General features: G+C 67.5%; 17 protein-coding genes. 9 read left to right on the forward strand and 8 right to left on the reverse strand.

Annotated elements, in window-relative coordinates; translation table 11 throughout:
* The first annotated feature begins 13 nt into the window (after positions 1 to 13).
* Positions 14 to 1,099, forward strand: a complete 1,086-nt coding sequence (locus SBI80_RS16055) for an S-(hydroxymethyl)mycothiol dehydrogenase (RefSeq protein ID WP_318975804.1) — start codon at positions 14 to 16, stop codon at positions 1,097 to 1,099.
* Entirely contained in the window at positions 1,096 to 1,719 is a 624-nt protein-coding gene (locus SBI80_RS16060) for an MBL fold metallo-hydrolase (RefSeq protein ID WP_318975805.1), read from the forward strand. Before SBI80_RS16055 ends, SBI80_RS16060 begins: the two co-directional genes overlap by 4 nt.
* Here the strand turns inward: SBI80_RS16060 and SBI80_RS16065 are convergent.
* The gene (locus tag SBI80_RS16065; protein ID WP_318975806.1) at positions 1,716 to 2,435 is read right to left on the reverse strand and encodes an SHOCT domain-containing protein; all 720 of its coding nucleotides are present in this window, start codon (positions 2,433 to 2,435) and stop codon (positions 1,716 to 1,718) included. The genes SBI80_RS16060 and SBI80_RS16065 overlap by 4 nt on opposite strands.
* Positions 2,436 to 2,484: 49 nt before the next feature.
* On the opposite strand from SBI80_RS16065, the gene SBI80_RS16070 reads away from it, so the two are divergent.
* Positions 2,485 to 3,564 (forward strand): class I SAM-dependent methyltransferase, encoded by a 1,080-nt coding sequence (locus tag SBI80_RS16070; protein ID WP_318975807.1) that lies wholly within the window; start codon positions 2,485 to 2,487, stop codon positions 3,562 to 3,564.
* A 4-nt stretch (positions 3,565 to 3,568) separates the two neighbouring features.
* Here SBI80_RS16070 and SBI80_RS16075 read toward each other — a convergent pair whose 3' ends face one another.
* From SBI80_RS16075 to SBI80_RS16090, 4 genes are read right to left on the reverse strand one after another with little or no spacing between them, the layout of a single operon-like run.
* Positions 3,569 to 5,332, reverse strand: coding sequence for an acyl-CoA dehydrogenase family protein (locus SBI80_RS16075; protein ID WP_318975808.1), 1,764 nt, complete (start codon positions 5,330 to 5,332; stop codon positions 3,569 to 3,571).
* 10 nt (positions 5,333 to 5,342) lie between these two features.
* Entirely contained in the window at positions 5,343 to 7,088 is a 1,746-nt protein-coding gene (locus SBI80_RS16080; protein ID WP_318975809.1) for an Hsp70 family protein, read from the reverse strand.
* Between the two features lies 1 nt (position 7,089).
* Positions 7,090 to 8,163: an NAD(P)H-dependent amine dehydrogenase family protein gene (locus SBI80_RS16085; protein WP_318975810.1), complete on the reverse strand. Its 1,074-nt coding sequence runs from the start codon at positions 8,161 to 8,163 to the stop codon at positions 7,090 to 7,092.
* A gap of 1 nt (position 8,164) precedes the next feature.
* Positions 8,165 to 8,695, reverse strand: coding sequence for a hypothetical protein (locus SBI80_RS16090; protein ID WP_318975811.1), 531 nt, complete (start codon positions 8,693 to 8,695; stop codon positions 8,165 to 8,167).
* Positions 8,696 to 8,776: 81 nt separating this feature from the next.
* Here SBI80_RS16090 and SBI80_RS16095 point away from each other — a divergent pair, with 81 nt between their 5' ends.
* From SBI80_RS16095 to SBI80_RS16105, 3 genes are all read left to right on the forward strand, one after another.
* The gene (locus tag SBI80_RS16095; RefSeq protein WP_318975812.1) at positions 8,777 to 9,517 is read left to right on the forward strand and encodes an SDR family NAD(P)-dependent oxidoreductase; all 741 of its coding nucleotides are present in this window, start codon (positions 8,777 to 8,779) and stop codon (positions 9,515 to 9,517) included.
* An 89-nt stretch (positions 9,518 to 9,606) separates the two neighbouring features.
* Entirely contained in the window at positions 9,607 to 12,096 is a 2,490-nt protein-coding gene (locus SBI80_RS16100; protein ID WP_318975813.1) for a glycogen/starch/alpha-glucan phosphorylase, read from the forward strand.
* A 73-nt stretch (positions 12,097 to 12,169) separates the two neighbouring features.
* Entirely contained in the window at positions 12,170 to 12,445 is a 276-nt protein-coding gene (locus SBI80_RS16105; protein ID WP_318975814.1) for a hypothetical protein, read from the forward strand.
* Between the two features lie 70 nt (positions 12,446 to 12,515).
* Here the strand turns inward: SBI80_RS16105 and SBI80_RS16110 are convergent, their stop codons facing one another.
* A complete protein-coding gene (locus tag SBI80_RS16110; protein ID WP_318975815.1) occupies positions 12,516 to 12,911 on the reverse strand; it encodes a DUF732 domain-containing protein in 396 nt (131 codons plus the stop codon).
* 192 nt (positions 12,912 to 13,103) lie between these two features.
* Between SBI80_RS16110 and SBI80_RS16115 the strand changes: the two genes are divergently transcribed.
* Genes SBI80_RS16115 through SBI80_RS16125 form a run of 3 tightly spaced genes read left to right on the forward strand, consistent with a single transcriptional unit; the run spans position 13,104 to position 16,929 of the window.
* Entirely contained in the window at positions 13,104 to 13,532 is a 429-nt protein-coding gene (locus SBI80_RS16115; protein WP_318975816.1) for an MmpS family transport accessory protein, read from the forward strand.
* Positions 13,529 to 16,444 (forward strand): MMPL/RND family transporter, encoded by a 2,916-nt coding sequence (locus SBI80_RS16120; RefSeq protein WP_318975817.1) that lies wholly within the window; start codon positions 13,529 to 13,531, stop codon positions 16,442 to 16,444. Before SBI80_RS16115 ends, SBI80_RS16120 begins: the two co-directional genes overlap by 4 nt.
* A gap of 32 nt (positions 16,445 to 16,476) precedes the next feature.
* Positions 16,477 to 16,929 (forward strand): DUF5078 domain-containing protein, encoded by a 453-nt coding sequence (locus SBI80_RS16125; protein ID WP_318976226.1) that lies wholly within the window; start codon positions 16,477 to 16,479, stop codon positions 16,927 to 16,929.
* A gap of 43 nt (positions 16,930 to 16,972) precedes the next feature.
* Here SBI80_RS16125 and SBI80_RS16130 read toward each other — a convergent pair whose 3' ends face one another.
* Complete coding sequence (locus SBI80_RS16130) at positions 16,973 to 17,833, reverse strand: putative endonuclease domain-containing protein (RefSeq protein ID WP_318975818.1); 861 nt, start codon at positions 17,831 to 17,833, stop codon at positions 16,973 to 16,975.
* A 110-nt stretch (positions 17,834 to 17,943) separates the two neighbouring features.
* The gene (locus SBI80_RS16135) at positions 17,944 to 18,870 is read right to left on the reverse strand and encodes a hypothetical protein (RefSeq protein ID WP_318975819.1); all 927 of its coding nucleotides are present in this window, start codon (positions 18,868 to 18,870) and stop codon (positions 17,944 to 17,946) included.
* Positions 18,871 to 18,873: the final 3 nt, after the last annotated feature.

Raw genomic sequence — 18,873 nt, forward strand, 5'->3', positions numbered from 1 at the left:
TAAGTTGTAGGCCATGAGTCAGACGGTGCGCGGTGTCATTTCCCGGTCCAAGAAGCAGCCTGTCGAGTTGGTGGACATCGTGATCCCCGACCCCGGCCCCGGCGAGGTGGTGGTCGACGTCATCGCCTGCGGGGTGTGTCACACCGACCTGACCTACCGCGAGGGCGGCATCAACGACGAGTACCCCTTCCTACTCGGCCACGAGGCTGCCGGCACGGTCGAATCGATCGGCGAGGGCGTGACCAACGTCGAGGTGGGCGACTTCGTCGTCCTCAACTGGCGCGCGGTGTGCGGACGGTGCCGAGCATGCAAGCGCGGTCGCCCGCAGTACTGCTTCGACACCCACAACGCCGCCCAGAAGATGACCCTGACCGACGGCACCGAGCTCACCCCCGCCCTCGGGATCGGCGCCTTCGCCGACAAGACCCTCGTCCACGAAGGGCAGTGCACCAAGGTCGACCCCGAGGCCGACCCCGCCGTCGCGGGGCTGATCGGCTGTGGGGTGATGGCGGGCATCGGCGCGGCGATCAACACCGGCAACGTCAACCGTGACGACACCGTCGCGGTCATCGGGTGCGGCGGCGTCGGCGATGCCGCGATCGCCGGGGCCGCCCTGGTCGGCGCCAAGATGATCATCGCCGTCGACATGGACGACAAGAAGCTGAACTGGGCGCGCGGCTTCGGGGCCACCCACACGATCAACGCCGGCGAATTCGACGTCGTGCAGACCATCCAGGACCTCACCGGCGGCAACGGCGCCGACGTCGTCATCGACGCGGTCGGCCGCCCGCAGACCTGGAAGCAGGCCTTCTACGCCCGCGACCTGGCGGGCACCGTCGTCCTGGTCGGCGTGCCCACCCCGGACATGACGCTGGAGATGCCGCTGGTCGACTTCTTCTCCCGCGGTGGCTCGTTGAAGTCCTCCTGGTACGGCGACTGCCTGCCCGAACGCGACTTCCCCACCCTGATCAGCCTCTACCGCCAGGGCCGGCTGCCGCTGGAGCGCTTCGTCTCCGAACGCATCGGCTTGGGGGACGTGGAGGCGGCATTCCATCGCATGCACGCCGGCGAGGTCCTGCGGTCCGTGGTGATCCTGTGACCGCCATCGAGCGCCTGGTCACCAGCGGCACGTTCGAACTCGACGGCGGCAGCTGGGACGTCGACAACAACATCTGGCTCGTCGGGGACGACTCCGAGGTCATCGTCTTCGACGCCGCCCACTCCGCGGCGCCCATCGTCGAGGCCGTCGCGGGCCGCAACGTCGTCGCCGTGGTGTGCACCCACGGGCACAACGACCACGTCACCGTCGCCCCCGAACTGGGCAAGACCCTCGACGCCCCGGTGCTGCTGCACCCCGCCGATGACGTGCTCTGGCGGATGACCCATCCCGACGACGAGTTCCGCGCCGTCGACGACGGACTGGTGCTCACCGTGGGTGGTGTCGAGCTGCGCGCGCTGCACACCCCGGGACACTCCCCTGGCTCGGTCTGCTGGTACGCCCCCGACCTGGGCGCGGTGTTCAGCGGCGACACCCTGTTCAGCGGTGGACCCGGCGCGACGGGCCGGTCCTACTCCGACTTCCCGACCATCCTGCAGTCCATCTCCGGGCGGCTGGGCACACTGCCGCCCGACACGGTGGTCTACACCGGTCACGGCGACACCACCACCGTCGGCGGCGAGATCGTCAACTATGACGAGTGGGTCGCCAGGGGCCACTAATGCCCCTCGAGCACCCTCTTCTTCTCGGCCTCGTACTCGGCCTGGCTCAGCGCGCCCGAATCACGTAGTCGGGCAAGCGTTTCCAGCGTCTGCACCCGGATGCTCTCGTCGGAGGACACCGGCACCACGGTCGGCGTCCACGGCGTGGCGGGCGTCGGCACGGGCGGGCCGGCCACCTCGCGGCGCCTGACCCGGGCCGCCCAGACCCGCGCGATGATCAGGTCGACGAGCGCGAACCCGAAGATCGCGGCGAGGATCCACGGCACACGTCCGTAGCTGCTGGGGTGGCCGAACGCCAGTGCGGGCTCGAGGTAGGCGGTGACGTTACCGTCGAGCCGGACGTCGTAGGTTCCCGCCTCCGGGACCGACAGGTAGCCGATGCGCACGCGGGCATCGTTGTTCACCGTCGTCGTGCTGCCGTAGTCCTCGCGCAGTTGCGCGTCGATGCCGCCCGGTCCGGTGATGCGGTACTTCAGCGGCGGCACCGGAAGCCCGCTGCCGCTACCCCCGACGAGGATCGTGTGGAACGTCACGGTGACGTCGCCGGCCGGCAACTGCACACTGCCCGACCCGGGGATCGGCACCTTGCCGTAGGCGTCGTACTCGTCGAGCACGAAGGTGTTGAGCATCAACGTCACGGCGAACCCGATGGCGGTCACCACCATCGTCGACACCGCGACGATGGTCAGAATCCGGGGTGCAGTCCGGTTCGTCATGATCCGCAGTGTGTCACGTCCCGGCCCGCACCGGGTTACGGTTTGGGTTATGCCCGAATCCAGTGTCGTGGTGCGCCCGGAGCCGATGGACAGCGGCTCCTATACCGCCTCCTCGCGGCTGCAGGCCGCCGGATTGCGGCGGGCGATAACGCTTTTCGAGCAGGCGGCCGAGGTGGTGCCCATCCCCCGGTCACCGCGGCCGATCGTCATCGCCGACTACGGCGCGGCCACCGGCCACAACTCGCTGTCGGCGATCAGCGCCGCGGTCGCGGTGTTGCGCAAGCGGACCCGACCCGAGCATTCGGTGCTGGTCACCCACACCGACGTCCCCGAGAATGACTTCACCCAGCTCTTCCGCACCCTGAACGAGGATCCCGACAGCTACCTGAAGAAGGACGCGGCCGTGTTCGGTTCCGCGGTCGGCCGCTCCTTCTACACCCAGATCGTGCCGTCCAACAGCGTCAATCTGGCCTGGTCGGCATGGTCCATCCAGTGGCTGGCGCGCACGCCGTCGCCCGTCGGAGACCACGTCGTGGTCGCTCTCGGCAAGGACGAGGCGGTGCGCACCGCCTATGCCAGGCAGGCCGCGCACGACTGGCACGAGTTCGTGGCGTTTCGCGGCCGCGAGCTCAGTCCCGGTGGCCGGCTGGTGGTGATGACGATGGCAATCGGCGATGACGGCGACTTCGGCTATCGCCCGCTACTCGAGGCCATCTCCGCGACGCTGACCGACCTGGTCGCCCGGCAGCTGCTCACCGGTGAGGAGGCGGACGCCATGACGATCCCCATCGTCGGTCGCCGGGCTCGCGACTTCCTCTCGCCGTTCGCCCCGTCGGGCACCTTCGAGAAACTGACCGTCGAGCACCTCGAGGTCTTCGACGCCGAGGACCGATTCTGGGCGCAGTACCGCACCGACCGCAAGGCCGACGCGCTCGGCGCCAAGTGGGCAGGCTTCCTGGGCGCCTCGGCATTGCCGCACATGGTCGCGGACCTGCCCGCCGACCGCCGCGCCGGCGTGCTCGACGCGTTGCATTCTGGCATCGCACAACGGGTGGCCGCATCCCCCTCGGAGGTCCGAATTCCGTTGGCGCTGGTCGTCATCGAGAAGAAGCAGCGCCCCCAGGGCTGAGTCGTCAGGGCGCCATCTCGTAGGCGCCGTCGTAGGACTCGACCCGCTGCCACATCCGGTCGAACCGGTCGGCATCGGGCACCGGCTGACGGATGGCCCCGAGCGCCCACTGTCGTTGTGCGGAGGTCGTCGTCGGCTTGCCTTGCAGCGCAACGGCGTAGGTGTTGAAGTCGTTGATCTGGAAGGCGAAGATCTGGTCGACGACGTCGTCGTCGAGTCCGGTGAGCGCGGCCTGTTCCAGGATCAACTGGCCGTAGACGATCAACGAGAACAGGTGCCCGACGTTGAGCAGGAAGTCGAGGTCCTTGGCCTGCGCGGCATCGGGCGCGGCCGTCAGCAGCAGCTCCCGGAACGCCTGCGCCTGCTCGTAGAATGCGCCGACGTTGGCCACGTGCGCGTGCTGCTCGTACGCGCGGGTCCAGTCGGCGAATTGAATCCGACCCGCCCCCCGAGTCGGTCCCTGCTGCCAGAAGAACGTGTCGTCGGCCGGGTCGTTGCGGGTCGGAATATCCGGGTACTCCTTGGGATCGAGCATGTAGTTGGGCATGAACTTGAGCACCAGTCCGACGTTGACGTGCACCGTGCCCTCCAGGCGCGGCAGGCAGCCGATCAGCTGGGCGACCTCGCGAAACATGGTGTTCTTCTCGTAGCCCTTGGCGGCGATCACGTCGTGCAGAGCGCGCATGACCGTCTCGCCCTCCATCGTCACCTTGGCCTTGGTCATCGGGTTGAACAGCAGATAGCGCCGGTCCTGCAGGCTCGCACTGCGGAAGTAGTCGACCGCGCGGCGGCTGAACGCCTTCATCGCGATCATCCGGGCGTAGGCGTCGACGAAGTTGGCGCGCACGTGACTGAAGTCGGTGACCGGCTTGCCGTACAGGATGCGGTTGTGCGCGTGAGTGATCGCCTCGTAGAAGGCGTGCTCGCACATGCCGATCGACGACGAGCACAGGTTGAACTTGCCAACGTTGACCGTGTTCAGCGCCGCGGCGAAGGCCTCGACGCCGGTGTGCAGGATGTCCTCGGCTCGCACCGGATAGTTCTCCAGCCGGAAGGTGCTCACGTAGATCTGCATGTGCACGACGTTGTCGATGAGGTGGTAGTCCTGGTGCCGGCTGTCGGCGGCGAAGAAGACATACCCCTCCTGGCCCTCCACGTCGCCGCGTCGACCGAACACCGACACCAGGCTCGCGACGTTGCCGTTGCCGATGTAGTACTTCTCGCCCGTGGCTCGGTAGAGGATGCCGTCGGCTTGGTCCTCCCCGCTGGCCGGGGTGAGGATCATGTCGGTGCTGTAGACGTCGGCACCATGCTCGCGCTCGGACAGCCCGAACGCCATCACCTCGCCGGCTTCGAGGTCGTCGGCCGCCCGCAGCTTGGCGTCCTTGTTCTCGCTCTGCCACACCGGCCCGAGACCCAGGATGGTGACCTGCTCGGTGTACCAGTACGTCAGCCCGTAGAAGCCGAGGATCTCGGCCAGCGCGGCATTGCGGGCGCCGTCCCAGCGCTTGTCGGGATTCGCCTTCCTTCCGCTCCTTTCGTCCGCACCGGCGAACTCCGACGGCGTTAGGAACGTGGCGAACAGCTTCTCGCGCTTGACGAAGTCGACGAAGTCCGCGGGCCACTGCGCATTGAGGTCCTCGTCGAGGATCCGCTTCTTGCCCTGGCCCTCGAAGAAGTCGATGGTCGCGCGCAGCAGTCTGCGGGTCTCGGCGTCGAACTCCACCGGGTCGTAGGTGTTGGGGTCGAACAACAAGCCATCACTCATGGGGTGCCTCCTAGGGCGACGCGGGTTGGATGGGCGCGGGAACGAACGGCAGACCGGGAATGGTCTGGTACGGCAGCGACGGGATCAACGGCTGCTGGGTCGAGCTGGACGGCGACTCGGTCACCGTCACCGTCGAGGGCGCGGCCGTCGTGGTGGGCGGCGCCTCCGTGGTGGTGGGCGGTGCCTCGGTCGTGGTGGGCGGCGGCGCTGCGGGGGGCGGCGCCTCGGACGGCGGCGCCTGGGTGACCGTCTGTGGCGGCGCCTGCTCGTAGACGGTCCGCTCCGGCGCGGGTGCCTCGGTGCTCGGCGGTGGCGCCTCCGAGTTGACCGGCGCTGCCGGGGAGGTCGAGGAGGTCGAGGGGGTCGACGGCGCGGGCGAGGTCGCCGAGTCGTCGCGCATCAGGTAGTAGACGGCCGCGGCGATCAGCACCAGCAGCGCGAGCACACCGATGAGCGCCATTCCCAGCGGGCGGCGGTACCACGGCGGTGCGGCGGCGGCGACGGCATCGGGGCCCTCTGGTTCGGTGAACGCGAGCCGGGGCCGGGGCTCAAAGCGCTCGTCGGGCTCGTAGGCCTCCTCGGGTGTCACGAACTCCGCAGGCGCTGGTTCGGGGATGTCGTCCGCGTCGGACCACGCCAAGGCACGGAAGGTCGACGATTGCGGCGCTCCCGGATCGACCGGAGGCACGGGGACGGGCACCGGTGCCATCGCCGTCGCGCCCTCGGGCACCACCCCGCGCACCGCCGTCAGGCCACCGCCGATGGCCGCCGCCAGCTCCGGTCGAGGCGAGGTGACGACCGGGACCCGCAGCCGCTCGGACAGCGTCGTCACGAGGATCGGAAGGTGCGCGCTGCCACCGACCAGCGCCACCGCGGCGAGGTCTCCGGGGCGGGCCCCGCTGCGCCGGACGACGTCGTGCAGCGCATCGACGAAGCCACCGAGCGGTTCGCGGACCGCGTCGTCGAGCTCGGTACGGGTGAGCCGCACCTCGGTGCGACGTCCGGGCAGGTCGACGGTCAACGACGTGACGGCCGAGGTGGAGAGCCGTTCCTTGGCACCGCGGCACTGACCCCGCAACCGGCTGAGGTTGCCGATCGCCGACGTACTCGACAGGTCGACCGCACCCGAGGCGGTCAGGTCGGCGACCACCCGGGTGAGCAGCGCCTGGTCGACGAGGTCACCGGAGAAATCCGGGTACCTGACGCTAGGACCGATCGGCTGGAACCCGTTGGCGGCATCGGCCAGCGTGATGCCTGACCCCGTCCCGCCGACGTCGCAGAGCGCGACGAGTCCCCGCGTCGGCAATCCGGGATCATCCCGCAGTGCGGTCAGCGCCGCCGCGGCGTCCGGGGTGAGCGAGCCGGCGAGTTCGGGTCGGCCGGCCAGCGCACGCCGCAGCGCGTCCACCGCAGCGGGTCGCCAGTGCGCGGGGTAGGTCACGCCGACCGGCTCGGCTGGGGGCCGGCCTCCGGTCAGCGCGAACAGCAGCGAGGTCAGCGCCTCGGTGACGAGCGCTTCGGGGCGGTGTGAGGAACCGTCGGAGGCGACGATCGGCACGGGGTCGCCGACGCGATCCACGAAGTCGGTGATGACCAGCCCCGGCTCGCCCACATTGGGGTTCTCACTGGGCAGACCGACCTCCGCGGGCCGGTGCGGATAGCGCGTCAGCACCGGTGAGCGCGTCACCGCGGCCCGTCCGATCGCCACCGCCCGCAAAGCGGTGGCGCCGATCGAGAGTCCTATTCCGTCAGCCACGTCATCGAATTGTGCCCTGCCCAGCAATCAGCGGTAGATCCAGTGGGGTCACCCACCCCGGCGGCAGGGCGTTGACGGCCGGCACGGCGTTGAGCGCCCGCAGGCCGGTGGCCAGACAGCCCGCGGCCGCGGCGTCGCGCCCCGAACCGTCGGTGAACCGGAAGGCGGTCTCCTGAAAGATGCTCGGGGTGCCCTCGATGTCGACCCGGTAGACGTCGTTCTGGGTGCCCGTCGGCCAGTCCGGGGCCGACCCCTCGCCGACGCGGTTGACGTGCTCGAGCTGGATCCGGGTCGCGCCGCGGTAGACCCCGTTGATGGTGAAGCGCACGGCTGCGACGTTGCCGGGCTGGATCACCCCCTTGGCGGTCTCGATCTCGTGGTCGGTCACCCACGTGTCCCAGGTCGTGGTGATCTCGTCGAGTTCGATGCCCGCCGCATGCGCGATCATGGGAACCGTTGCACCCCAGGCGAAGACGAGGATCTCGGGGGTCTGTAGCAGGGGCCGGTGCTCCGGCGGCATGCCGATGCCCATCTCCTGCTCGTAGTCACCTTCGTAGTTGGTGTAGTCGAGCAGCTCCGACGCACGCACCATGCGGATCTGCGAGCACAGCCCCATCAGCGTCATCGGGAAGAGGTCGTTGGCGAACCCGGGGTCGATGCCGGTGGTGAAGCACGACGACCCGCCCACCTCGCACGCCTCGGTGACCGGCTGGATCCAGTTCGGTGGGTTGAGGTGCATCGCGGGCCAGACCCACGGCGTCATCGAAGTGGAGCAGACGTCGATGCCCGCCCGCAGGAAGCGGGTGATGAGCGTGACGTTGTCCTCGGCGTGCGCGGCGGTCGGGCCGTAGTGCACCACCGCGTCGGGCGCCAGCGCGATGAGCGCCTCGACGTCGTCGGTCGCGGTCAGCCCGATCGGCGCACCGAGCCCGCAGATCTCCCCGACGTCGCGGCCCACCTTCTCGAGATTGCTCACGCCGACGCCGACGAGGTCGAAGCCCGGGTGGCCGACGATCTCGGCGATCACCATCCGACCGACGAAACCGGTGCCCCACACCACGATTCGTTTGGCCATGTCAGAAGCAGCGCTTCAGGCCACCGGGCTCGCAGTACAGCGGATATTGGTCGACCGGGATGGGGAGCTCGTGTTCGAACTTCAGCGTGAACGGATACTTGGCCAGCTTCGCGGGCACCTGATTGCCACAGACGTTGCTGTTGGACACCGTGCGCGTGCCAGTCATCGTCAGGTCGTCGAACTGGTAGGTCTCCAGCACCAGGGCCCGGCTGCCGTCCGCGCAGATGATGCCGTCCAGGATCCGGTTCTGGAACTCCCACACCCCGCCGGTGAGGCGGGCGTCGCCGCCAGCCACCTGGGTCGAGGGCGTCGGAGCGACGTGCAGCCGGCACGCCACCGGCAGCTCTAGGTTGTCCCGCAGGTCGCCGACGGTGGGGACGCAGCTGGGGTAGATGGTCCACTCGGCGTGGATGTCGCCCTGGTCGTAGGAGTACACGCCCTGCATCACCTGGTCTGCGCTGGCCGGGACGGCGAACCCGAGGGTGGCGCCGACGAGGACGGTGGCGACGGCGAGCATCCGGGCGAGCGTCATGCCGACGAGTATCGCAGCGCCGGCGGGGTGGCGTGACGGCTTTGCCCGCGCTGGCGAACTGCGTCGTGAGAAGGTTCGACGATGGGTGCACTGGACGGCAAGGTTGCGTTGATCACGGGGGCGTCGGCGGGTCTGGGCGCCGCCACGGCACGACTATTCGCCGAGCGCGGCGCCTCGGTGTTCGGCATCGCCCGTGACGGTGACCGGATGGCCGAGGTGTTCGCCGACGTACCGCGGGCGACGTTCGCCTCGGTCGACGTCACCACGCCCGCCGCATGCCGGCAGGCCGTCGCCGACTGCATCGCCGCGTTCGGCCGGCTCGACGTCCTGGTCAACGTCGCGGGCTTTCACCAGATGCGCCACACCGCGACGACGTCCGACGAGGATTGGGCGCGCGACCTGGCCGTCAATCTCAATGGGCCGTTCTACCTGTGCCGGGCCGCGCTGCCGCACCTGCTGGAGGCCGGCGGCAACATCGTCAACGTGTCGTCCATCGCCGGGGTGGAGGGCGAGGTGTACTCGGCGGGTTATTGCGCAGCCAAGCACGGCCTGGTGGGGCTCACCAAGGCGCTGGCCGTGGAATTCACCAAGTCCCAGCTGCGGGTGAACGTGGTGTGCCCCGGTGGTATGCCGACGGCCCAGACCACCGAGTTCCAGGCGCCCCAGGACGCGGATTGGGATCTGATCATGCGAATCGCCGCGCCCCGCGGGTTCATGGAGACCGCCGACGTCGCCAAGGCGATCGCCTTCCTGGCCAGCGACGACGCGGCGGCCATTCACGGTGCGGTGTACCGCGTCGACAACGGCAAGGGAGCCGGGTAGCGGCGCCGTCACGCACCCGTGGTCGGGCGTTCACCGCGGCGACGGCCGCTGCGAGTGCGCCGTGCACGGCTAGCTGCCACAATCGCGCGGTGACCGACCTCGTGCCCTCAGCGGCAGCAGAAGCCTCCCACCTCCGCTCCGGATTGGACGCCGCCGATCTTCGAGAGGCGATCGCCGACCACCTGCGCTACTCCATCGGGCGACCTGCCGCCGCGTTGCGTCCCGACCACTACTACCGGGCGCTCGCGCTGGCGGTGCGCGACCGCATGCAGGACAACCGGGTCGCGTCCACGCAGACCTCGCTCGACCTGCGCAGCAAGGTGACCTGCTACCTGTCGGCCGAATTCCTGATGGGCCCGCAGCTGGGCAACAACCTGCTCAACCTGCAGATCGAGGATGCGGCGCGCACGGCGCTGGCCGACCTCGGACAGGACTACGACGAGGTGCTGGCCTGCGAACAAGAACCGGGTCTGGGCAACGGCGGGCTCGGCCGCCTGGCGGCGTGCTACCTCGACTCGCTGGCCACCCTCGAGCGGCCGGCGATCGGCTATGGCATCCGCTACGAGTTCGGCATCTTCAGGCAGGACTTCTCCGACGGCTGGCAGGTCGAGCTGACCGACAACTGGTTGGCGAACGGAAACCCCTGGGAGATCGCCAAGCCCGACGTCAACTACCTCGTCAACTGGGGTGGTCACACCGAGCACTACATCGACGACTCCGGCCTCGATCGCATCCGCTGGGTGCCCAAGCAGGTCATCAAGGGCGTCGCCTACGACACCCCGATCCAGGGGTACGGCGTGCACACGTGCAACGTGCTGACACTCTGGAGCGCCCGCGCCGTCGAGTCCTTCGCGCTGGATGCGTTCAACACCGGTGACTACTACAGGGCCGTCGAATCGGAGGTGACCTCCGAGACCGTCACCAAGGTGCTCTACCCCAACGACGAGCCGGAGGCGGGAAAGCGCCTGCGCCTGCTGCAGCAGTACTTCTTCGTGTCGTGCTCGCTGCAACACGTCGTGCACATCATGGACGACCTCGCCGACGTCTCCCTGCACGAGCTGCCGCAGCGATTCGCGTTGCAGCTCAACGACACCCATCCATCGATCGGCGTGGCCGAGCTGATGCGCATCCTCGTCGACGAGCGCCGGCTGGACTGGGACGAAGCCTGGAACATCACGGTGGCGACGTTCGGCTACACCAACCACACCCTGCTTCCCGAGGCCCTGGAGAAGTGGTCGCTGAGCCTGTTCGGCGAGTCGCTGCCGCGGCACCTGGAGATCATCTACGAGATCAACAGACGCTTCCTCGACGAGGTGCGGGCCAAGTTCCCCGGCGACGTCGATCGGGTGCGCCGGATGTCGCTGATTGGCGAGGATGGCGGCCAGACCGTCCGGATGGCCTACCTCGCCACCGTCGGCAGCCACGCGATCAACGGCGTGGCGGCCCTGCACTCGGACCTGCTGAAGGCCAGCGTGCTCAAGGACTTCTACGAGCTGTGGCCGGAGCGGTTCTCCAACAAGACCAACGGCGTGACGCCGCGCCGGTTCCTTGCGCTGTCCAACCCCGGCCTGCGCGAGTTGCTCGACAGCACGATCGGCGATGGCTGGCTCACCGACCTCGACCGGTTGCGTGGGCTGGAAGCCTATGTCGACGATCCCGCCTTCCGGCAGCAGTGGCGAGACGTCAAGCGCGCCAACAAGTCCCGATTGTCCGACTTCCTGCTGACGACGACGGGCGTGCAGTTGGACCCGACCTGGATGTTCGACATCCAGGTCAAGCGCATCCACGAGTACAAGCGTCAGCACCTGTCCGTGCTGCACATCATCCGGCAGTACTTCCGGCTGAAGACGGATCCGACTGCCGATCTCGCGCCGCGCGCCTACGTCTTCGGCGGCAAGGCCGCGCCTGGCTACTTCATGGCCAAGCGCATCATCAAGCTGATCAACGCGGTCGGCGAGACGATCAACGGCGATCCCGACGTGAACCGGTTGATGAAGGTCGTCTTCGTGCCGAACTTCAACGTCCAGAACGCCCACCTGATCTATCCCGCGGCCAATCTGTCCGAACAGATCTCGACCGCCGGAAAGGAGGCCTCGGGCACCGGCAACATGAAGTTCATGCTCAACGGCGCGCTGACCATCGGCACACTCGACGGCGCGAACGTCGAGATCCGCGAGGAGGCTGGGCCGGAGAACTTCTTCCTGTTCGGTCTGACCGAGACCGAGGTGGAACAGGTCAAGCGCGACGGTTACCACCCGTCGGACTACATCGAAGGCAACGAGGAACTCAAGGCCGTTCTCGGCCTCATCTCATCCGGCCAGTTCTCCCACGGTGACACCGAGGTGTTCCGCCCGCTGGTGGACAACCTGCTGCACGACGACCCGTTCCTCGTCATGGCCGACTACGCGTCCTACGTCGACTGCCAGGACCGGGTGGCCGCGGCGTGGCAGGATCGCGACGCGTGGTCGCGGATGTCGATCCTGAACACCGCACGCAGCGGCAAGTTCTCGTCCGATCGCGCCATCGCCGAGTACTGCGACGACATCTGGAACGTCGGCCCGGTGCACGTCGAGGTCTGACATGGCGTTGGCGATCGAGTAATGTGGTTATGCCTGCTAAGCATTCACCTTCGCCAACGCTGGAGTCGTCCCGATGACCTTGATCAAGACCACGCTGTCCGCCGTTGCGGTGGCGGCCGGCCTGTCCGCCGCCGCGCTCGGCCTCGGCACCACTGCCGCGCTGGCCGATCCGCCTCCCCCGCCGCCGGCACAGGGCGAGATCCCGCCGCCCAACGCGCCGCGCAAGACCGCCGAGTTCTGGGACGGCGAGCCCGTGGTGTGGACCTCCATGTGGGGCGGACGATGGGGGATCTGGAAGAACGGTCAGTTCCTGACCCTGTCGTCGAACATCAACACCGGAGGCGGCTAGGCCCAGCGACCGCCAAACCCCGCTCTTGCCGCGACAGCCGGGCGTCCACTGGACGCCCGGCTGTCGTATGTCAGCCCTGTTCGGCCGGGAGCGGCGCACCCACGGGCGCCGGCGAGACCTGGGGCCGCCCGGCGAGGCTATCCACCACGGGGCGCTGATCGGGGCAGTAGTAGTTGATGCCCGCGGAGAGGAACTGGTAGATCGACTGCTCGGACGTGCCCCTGGGAAGGTTCGTCTTGAGGAACACCGCGGCCTCGGTCGCGTTCGCGTCCAACCCGGTGCGCAGACGCTTGCACTCGATCTTGCCGATCCAGGCGTTGTAGTCCTTCGGGCCGTAGATGCCGTAGACGTGGAGTTCGTTGGCGAAGTCGGTGTCTGGGTCGGCATTCGCCGGCGCCGTCGCGGCCGCAGCCAGCGAGAGGGCGACGATGGCAGCAGCGATTCCGGTCCGCGTGAAACCCTTCATGGCGGGATCCTATCTCCAGTTCAATTGCATTGCGGCAGTGCGTGATCCGATTCGACCAAATCACGACGAGGGGTGTATGTGCCGGACGTCACGCCGATCGGCCGGGTAGACGGGTCGTCGCAGTTGTCCACAATACAGTTATATAGGCTAATCTCTCACTTCAATCTCAGGTAATCGGCGCGGGCAGGGGTTATGACCAAGGTTTTGCGAAGAGCGTGGTTGCCGATCGTCATCGTCATCGTCGTGGTGATCGCTGGTTTCACGGTGCACCGCGTGCGCACCTTCTTCGGCATGAATCCCATCCTGGTCACGCCGAAGAACTTCGCCGACGACGCCGAGCCCTTCAACCCCAAGGTCGTCAAGTACGAGATCTTCGGCAACGGCAGCTACGCCGACATCAACTACCTCGACCTGGACTCCAAGCCCGTGCGGGTCGACGGTGCCACGCTGCCCTGGTCACTGACGCTCAAGACGACGGCGCCGTCGGTGCTGCCCAACATCGTCGCCCAGGGTGACGGGGACTCCATCTCGTGCCGCATCACCGTCGACGACGTGGTCAAGGACGAGAAGACGACGACCGGCGTCTCCGCCCAGACCTTCTGCCTGGTGAAGAACGCATGAGCTCGCCCCACGACGGCACTCACGAGGAGCCCACCACCGACGCCATCCCGACGTCGGGGCCCGCGGTCGATCCGACTCGGCACCGCATCCCGCGGCTGATCAGGACCCTGGCGCTGCCGGTGATCCTGGCGTGGATCGTCATCATCGCGATCGGCAACACCATCGTTCCGCAGCTGGAGAAGGTCGGCGAGCTGCGTTCGGTGTCGATGAGCCCCAACGACGCGCCATCGGTGATCGCCATGCAGCACATCGGCGACACCTTCAAGGAGTTCAAGTCCAACAGCTCGGCGATGATCGTGCTGGAGGGACAGGACAAGCTCGGCCAGGACGCACACGACTTCTACGACGAGATGGTGCGCAGGCTCGAGGCCGACACCAAGCACGTCGAGCACGTCCAGGACATGTGGAGTGATCCGCTCACCGCCGCGGGTTCCCAAAGCAACGACGGCAAGGCCATGTACGTCCAGGTGTACCTGGCGGGCAACCAGGGTGAGGCGCTGGCCAACGAGTCGGTCAAGGCGGTGGAGAAGGTCGTCGCCGACCTCAAGCCGCCGGCCGGCGTCAAGGCCTACGTCACCGGCCCCGCGGCCCTGGCCGCCGATCAGCAGGTCGCCGGCAACGACAGCATGGAGCTGATCGAGATGGTGACGTTCACCGTCATCATCGTGATGCTGCTGCTGGTCTACCGCTCCCTCGTCACCGTGCTGATCGTGCTGGTGATGGTGGTACTCGAGCTCGCGGCCGCCCGCGGCATCGTCGCGTTCCTCGGCTATCACGACATCATCGGTCTCTCGACCTTCGCCACCAACCTCTTGGTGACGCTGGCGATCGCCGCGGCCACCGACTACGCCATCTTCCTGATCGGCCGATATCAGGAGGCACGAAGTCTGGGCGAGCAGAGGGAGGACGCCTACTACACGATGTTCAACGGCACCGCGCACGTCGTGCTCGGCTCCGGTCTGACCATCGCGGGTGCGACGTTCTGCCTGCACTTCACCCGACTCCCCTACTTTCAGACCCTCGGCGTACCGCTGGCCATCGGCATGGTCATCGTCGTGGTCTGCGCCCTCACGCTGGGGCCGGCCGTGGTCACCGTCGCCAGCCGTTTCGGACTGCTCGAACCCAAGCGGGCGCTGCGCACCCGCGGTTGGCGCAAGATCGGCGCGCTGGTAGTCCGCTGGCCGGGACCGATCCTGGTGGCGTCGATCGCCCTGGCCCTGGTCGGCCTGCTGACCCTGCCGGGATACCGGACGAACTACAACGACCGGAACTATCTGCCGCAGACCCTGCCCGCCAACGAGGGCTACGCCGCCGCGGACCGGCACTTCTCGCAGGCCAGGATGAACCCCGAGCTGTTGATGATCGAAAGCGATCACGATCTGCGCAACTCGGCGGACTTCCTGGTGATCGACAAGATCGCCAAGGCCGTCTTCAAGACCCCCGGCATCGGCCGCGTGCAGACCATCACCCGGCCGCTGGGCACGCCGATCGAGCACACCTCGATCCCGTTCCAGATCAGCATGCAGGGCACCACGCAGCAGATGAACCTCAAGTATCAGCAGGACACGTTCGCCAGCATGCTCAAGCAGGCCGACGAGATGCAGGGCATGATCGAGAACCTCGAGCACATGTACTCGCTGATGCAGCAGCTCAACGCCGTCACCCACGATCTGGTCGGCAAGACCAAGGACATGGTGGCGACCACCAACGAGCTGCGCGACAACATCGCCAACTTCGACGACTTCTTCCGCCCCATCCGCGCGTATCTCTACTGGGAACCGCACTGCTACGACATCCCGCTGTGCTGGGCCACGCGATCGGTCTTCGACACCCTGGACGGCATCGACGCGCTGAGCGATCAGCTGGGCGGACTCGTCGTGAACATGGACCAGCTCGACCGGTTGATGCCGCAGCTGATGGCGTCGATCCCGCCGATGCTCGCCACCATGAAGTCGATGAAGACCATGATGCTGACGATGTATCAGACCCAGAAGGGCATGTCGGACCAGATGGCCGCCATGCAGGAGAACTCGTCCGCCATGGGTGAGGCGTTCGACGCGTCGAAGAACGACGACTCGTTCTACCTGCCGCCGGAGATCTTCGACAACACCGAGTTCAAGAAGGGCATGAAGAACTTCATCTCGCCCGACGGGCACTCGGTGCGGTTCATCATCAGCCACGAGGGCGATCCGATGACCCAGGAGGGCATCGCACACATCGAGGCGATCAAGCAGGCCGCCAAGGAAGCCATCAAGGGCACGCCGCTGGAGGGGTCGAAGATCTACCTCGCGGGCACCGCGGCGACGTTCAAGGACATGGCCGACGGCAACATGTATGACCTGCTGATCGCGGGGATCGCCTCGCTGGCTCTGATCTTCATCATCATGCTGCTCATCACTAGGGCCGTCGTGGCCTCGGCGGTGATCGTGGGCACGGTGGTGCTGTCGCTCGGCGCCTCATTCGGGTTGTCGGTGCTCATCTGGCAGCACTTCCTGGGGGCCGAACTGCACTGGATGGTGCTGGCCATGTCGGTCATCATCCTGTTGGCGGTCGGCGCGGACTACAACCTGCTGCTGGTGTCGCGATTCAAGGAAGAGATACACGCCGGTCTCAACACGGGCATCATCAGATCCATGGGTGGTACCGGCTCGGTGGTGACGTCGGCCGGACTGGTGTTCGCCTTCACCATGATGTCGATGGCGGTGAGCAGCTTGACCATCATCGGCCAGGTTGGCACCACGATCGGCATGGGTCTGCTCTTCGACACCCTGGTGGTGCGCTCGTTCATGACCCCCGCCATCGCGGCGATGCTCGGCAAGTGGTTCTGGTGGCCGACGCACGTGCGTCAGCGACCGCTGCCCGCCCCATGGCCGAATCCACCGAAGCAAACCGAACCGGCTCCAACCGCCTGAGGAGGCACGACATGATGAAGAACTTGCGCAGCATGGCAGCGCGTGGCGGTCTGGCGGTAGCCGTATGTGGCGTTGCCGCAACGGCGTTGGCTGGTCCGGCGGCGGCCGACGCCACCGATGACTTCCCGATCCCGCACCGGATGATCGTCACGACCTGTGACACCGAGCAGTACATGGCCGCCGCCCGCGACACCAGCCCGGTGTACTTCGAGCGCTACATGATCGACCGCAGCAACCGCCCCGCCGACGTCCAGCAGCAGGCCGAGGACCGCATCCACTGGTTCTTCTCCCTGGACCCCGTCGCCCGCCGGCAGTATTCCGAGGACACCGCCACCAACGTCTACTACGAGAACGTGGCCACCCACTGGGGCAACTGGGCCAAGTTGTTCTTCAACAACAAGGGCGTCGTGGCCAAGGCCACCGACGTCTGCATGAACTACCCGCGCGGCGACATGTCGGTCTGGGACTGGCCCGTCACCCCTTAGAACCAACGCCGAGATTGCACTGAGGGTCGTCGACCAACCGAGATCACGACCCTGACTGCAATCTCGGCGTCCAGCCGCGGCCGGTGAACGCCTCCCTCACCCGGTGCACGATGAATGCCCGCGAGTGCTCGGCCACCACGTGGAGGTTCAGCCAGCCACGGCGTGCGATGAACTCGTTTCGACCGATGTCGTGGACATAGCGCCGGCGGTCGGTCAGGTGCCGCTCACCGTCGTAGTCCACGCCGATCATCGCGTCGTCCCAGCCCATGTCGATGAAAGCCGCGAAGCCGTCGTGGCTGAGCCGGATCTGTGTTCGTGGGCGCGGGAAGCCGGCGTCGATGAGCAGCAGCCGCAACCACGTCTCCTTCGGTGACTGTCCGCCGGCGTCCATGAGGTGCAGAGCTCGTGCGGCGCGCCGAAGTCCCCTAGCTCCAGGACGTCGACTCGCCAGGGAAAGTGCGTCCGCGGCGTGCACGCCGGTCGCGTGGGCCAGCGCATCGAGATTCCGCACGGCTTCGTCGCGGACCAGGTGGCGGCCCAGATCCAAAGCGGTGCGCGGCACGCTCGTCGCGAGTATCCCGCCGATGTCGACGATCTCGTCGGCGTCGATGCGTTCGTTGCGCACGACGACCCCGCTCGGCGGACGAGCGCAGCGCCCGATGAGTTCGATCGGGGTCGTGGCGTCGACCCAGGCCGCGCCGTGCAGTGCCGCTGCCGCGCGCCCGGCGATGACGAACCGCCGACCCGACCACAGCCAGGCACCGACGGTGCGGGTCCGCAGCGTCGGATCCGCGTGCTTCGGCACGTAGACATCGGGCAGGATTTGGGTGTAGTTCCACCTCAATCGACCGCGGGTCAGGCCGCCGCGCGCCAAGGCCTCGCTGCCGACGAAGACCTCCACCATGGCTGGATGATGACCGGCCACCCCGACGAATTCGCCCGCCAGCACCGAGATTGCACCCAGGGCTGTGGATGACGACGATCCGCGACCCTGGGTGCAATCGCGTGACGCGACTAGTGCTGGGGGCGCCGCCTGCGGCCCATCAGCACGGCCAGGATCACCGCGCCGATGCTTAGCGCACCGCACGCCACCGCGACCGCGATCAGGTAGACGTCGCGCTTGTTCATGCCCGACGGCGACTCGTCCGAGGCCAGGGTCAGCTGGTAGTCACCGGGCAGCGGTCCCGGCTGCGGATCGTCGAGGCCGGGGAACTGCTGGGTCTTGTGCACCTCGAAGCTGCGCTCGCCCGACGGGGTCTGCTTCCACTCGCCCCAGGCGGGCGTCACGCCGTCCAGCAGCACCTTCTGCTCGCCGTACTGACGGTCGGGGCCGACGTCGACGATCTTGTTCACCCGGAAGGGCTGGTAGGTGGCGTTCGGGTAGCGCACCTGCACCGGCACGTTGGCGAAGTTCACCAGCGGCGGCGGAGGCGGCGGCAGCGGCAACCCGACACCCGGGAAGAACCCGCCGCCGAAGAAGCTGCCGACCGCGACGTTGACCGCCTGGTTGACGGCGTTGGTGACCACCGCGGTGAAGCTGTACGCGGCGTACTGCGCGACCTCCAGGACGATGCGGCCCAGCGGCGGGATGAACGCCACCCGGGGTGCATTGTCGTAGACGTACACGATCCGCACGGGATCGCGGTACGGGTTGCTCAGCACCGGGCGGTAGTACTCGTCGTAGTCCACCCAGTCCGGGCGCCACTGCCGCACGTTGCGGTCCCACCCGCCGGCCAGTTGCACTCTGTCGTCGTTGCGGCCGTCGTTGCGCGCGTCGAACGGATTGCGCTCGCGATTGGGCAGGTCGACGATGCGGGCGACGTCGAGGATCTCCTCCTTGGGGGCCTCGACCGGCTTGGCCTCGACGACCTGCGCGGTCTTGGCGATCTGGACATCGGTGTCGGGCGCCTGCAGGGTCTCCGGCGCGATCTTCGCGAGCACCCG

This window comes from Mycolicibacterium sichuanense, assembly GCF_033741125.1.
Classification (GTDB): Bacteria; Actinomycetota; Actinomycetes; order Mycobacteriales; family Mycobacteriaceae; genus Mycobacterium.

Coding starts and splice junctions, on each gene's coding strand:
- SBI80_RS16070 (WP_318975807.1), top strand. CDS start 2,485: ATGCCCGAATCCAGTGTCGTGGTGCGCCCGGAGCCGATGGACAGCGGC.
- SBI80_RS16055 (WP_318975804.1), top strand. CDS start 14: ATGAGTCAGACGGTGCGCGGTGTCATTTCCCGGTCCAAGAAGCAGCCT.
- SBI80_RS16090 (WP_318975811.1), bottom strand. CDS start 8,695: ATGACGCTCGCCCGGATGCTCGCCGTCGCCACCGTCCTCGTCGGCGCC.
- SBI80_RS16105 (WP_318975814.1), top strand. CDS start 12,170: ATGACCTTGATCAAGACCACGCTGTCCGCCGTTGCGGTGGCGGCCGGC.
- SBI80_RS16095 (WP_318975812.1), top strand. CDS start 8,777: ATGGGTGCACTGGACGGCAAGGTTGCGTTGATCACGGGGGCGTCGGCG.
- SBI80_RS16120 (WP_318975817.1), top strand. CDS start 13,529: ATGAGCTCGCCCCACGACGGCACTCACGAGGAGCCCACCACCGACGCC.
- SBI80_RS16065 (WP_318975806.1), bottom strand. CDS start 2,435: ATGACGAACCGGACTGCACCCCGGATTCTGACCATCGTCGCGGTGTCG.
- SBI80_RS16075 (WP_318975808.1), bottom strand. CDS start 5,332: ATGAGTGATGGCTTGTTGTTCGACCCCAACACCTACGACCCGGTGGAG.
- SBI80_RS16130 (WP_318975818.1), bottom strand. CDS start 17,833: ATGGTGGAGGTCTTCGTCGGCAGCGAGGCCTTGGCGCGCGGCGGCCTG.
- SBI80_RS16125 (WP_318976226.1), top strand. CDS start 16,477: ATGGCAGCGCGTGGCGGTCTGGCGGTAGCCGTATGTGGCGTTGCCGCA.
- SBI80_RS16085 (WP_318975810.1), bottom strand. CDS start 8,163: ATGGCCAAACGAATCGTGGTGTGGGGCACCGGTTTCGTCGGTCGGATG.
- SBI80_RS16115 (WP_318975816.1), top strand. CDS start 13,104: ATGACCAAGGTTTTGCGAAGAGCGTGGTTGCCGATCGTCATCGTCATC.
- SBI80_RS16110 (WP_318975815.1), bottom strand. CDS start 12,911: ATGAAGGGTTTCACGCGGACCGGAATCGCTGCTGCCATCGTCGCCCTC.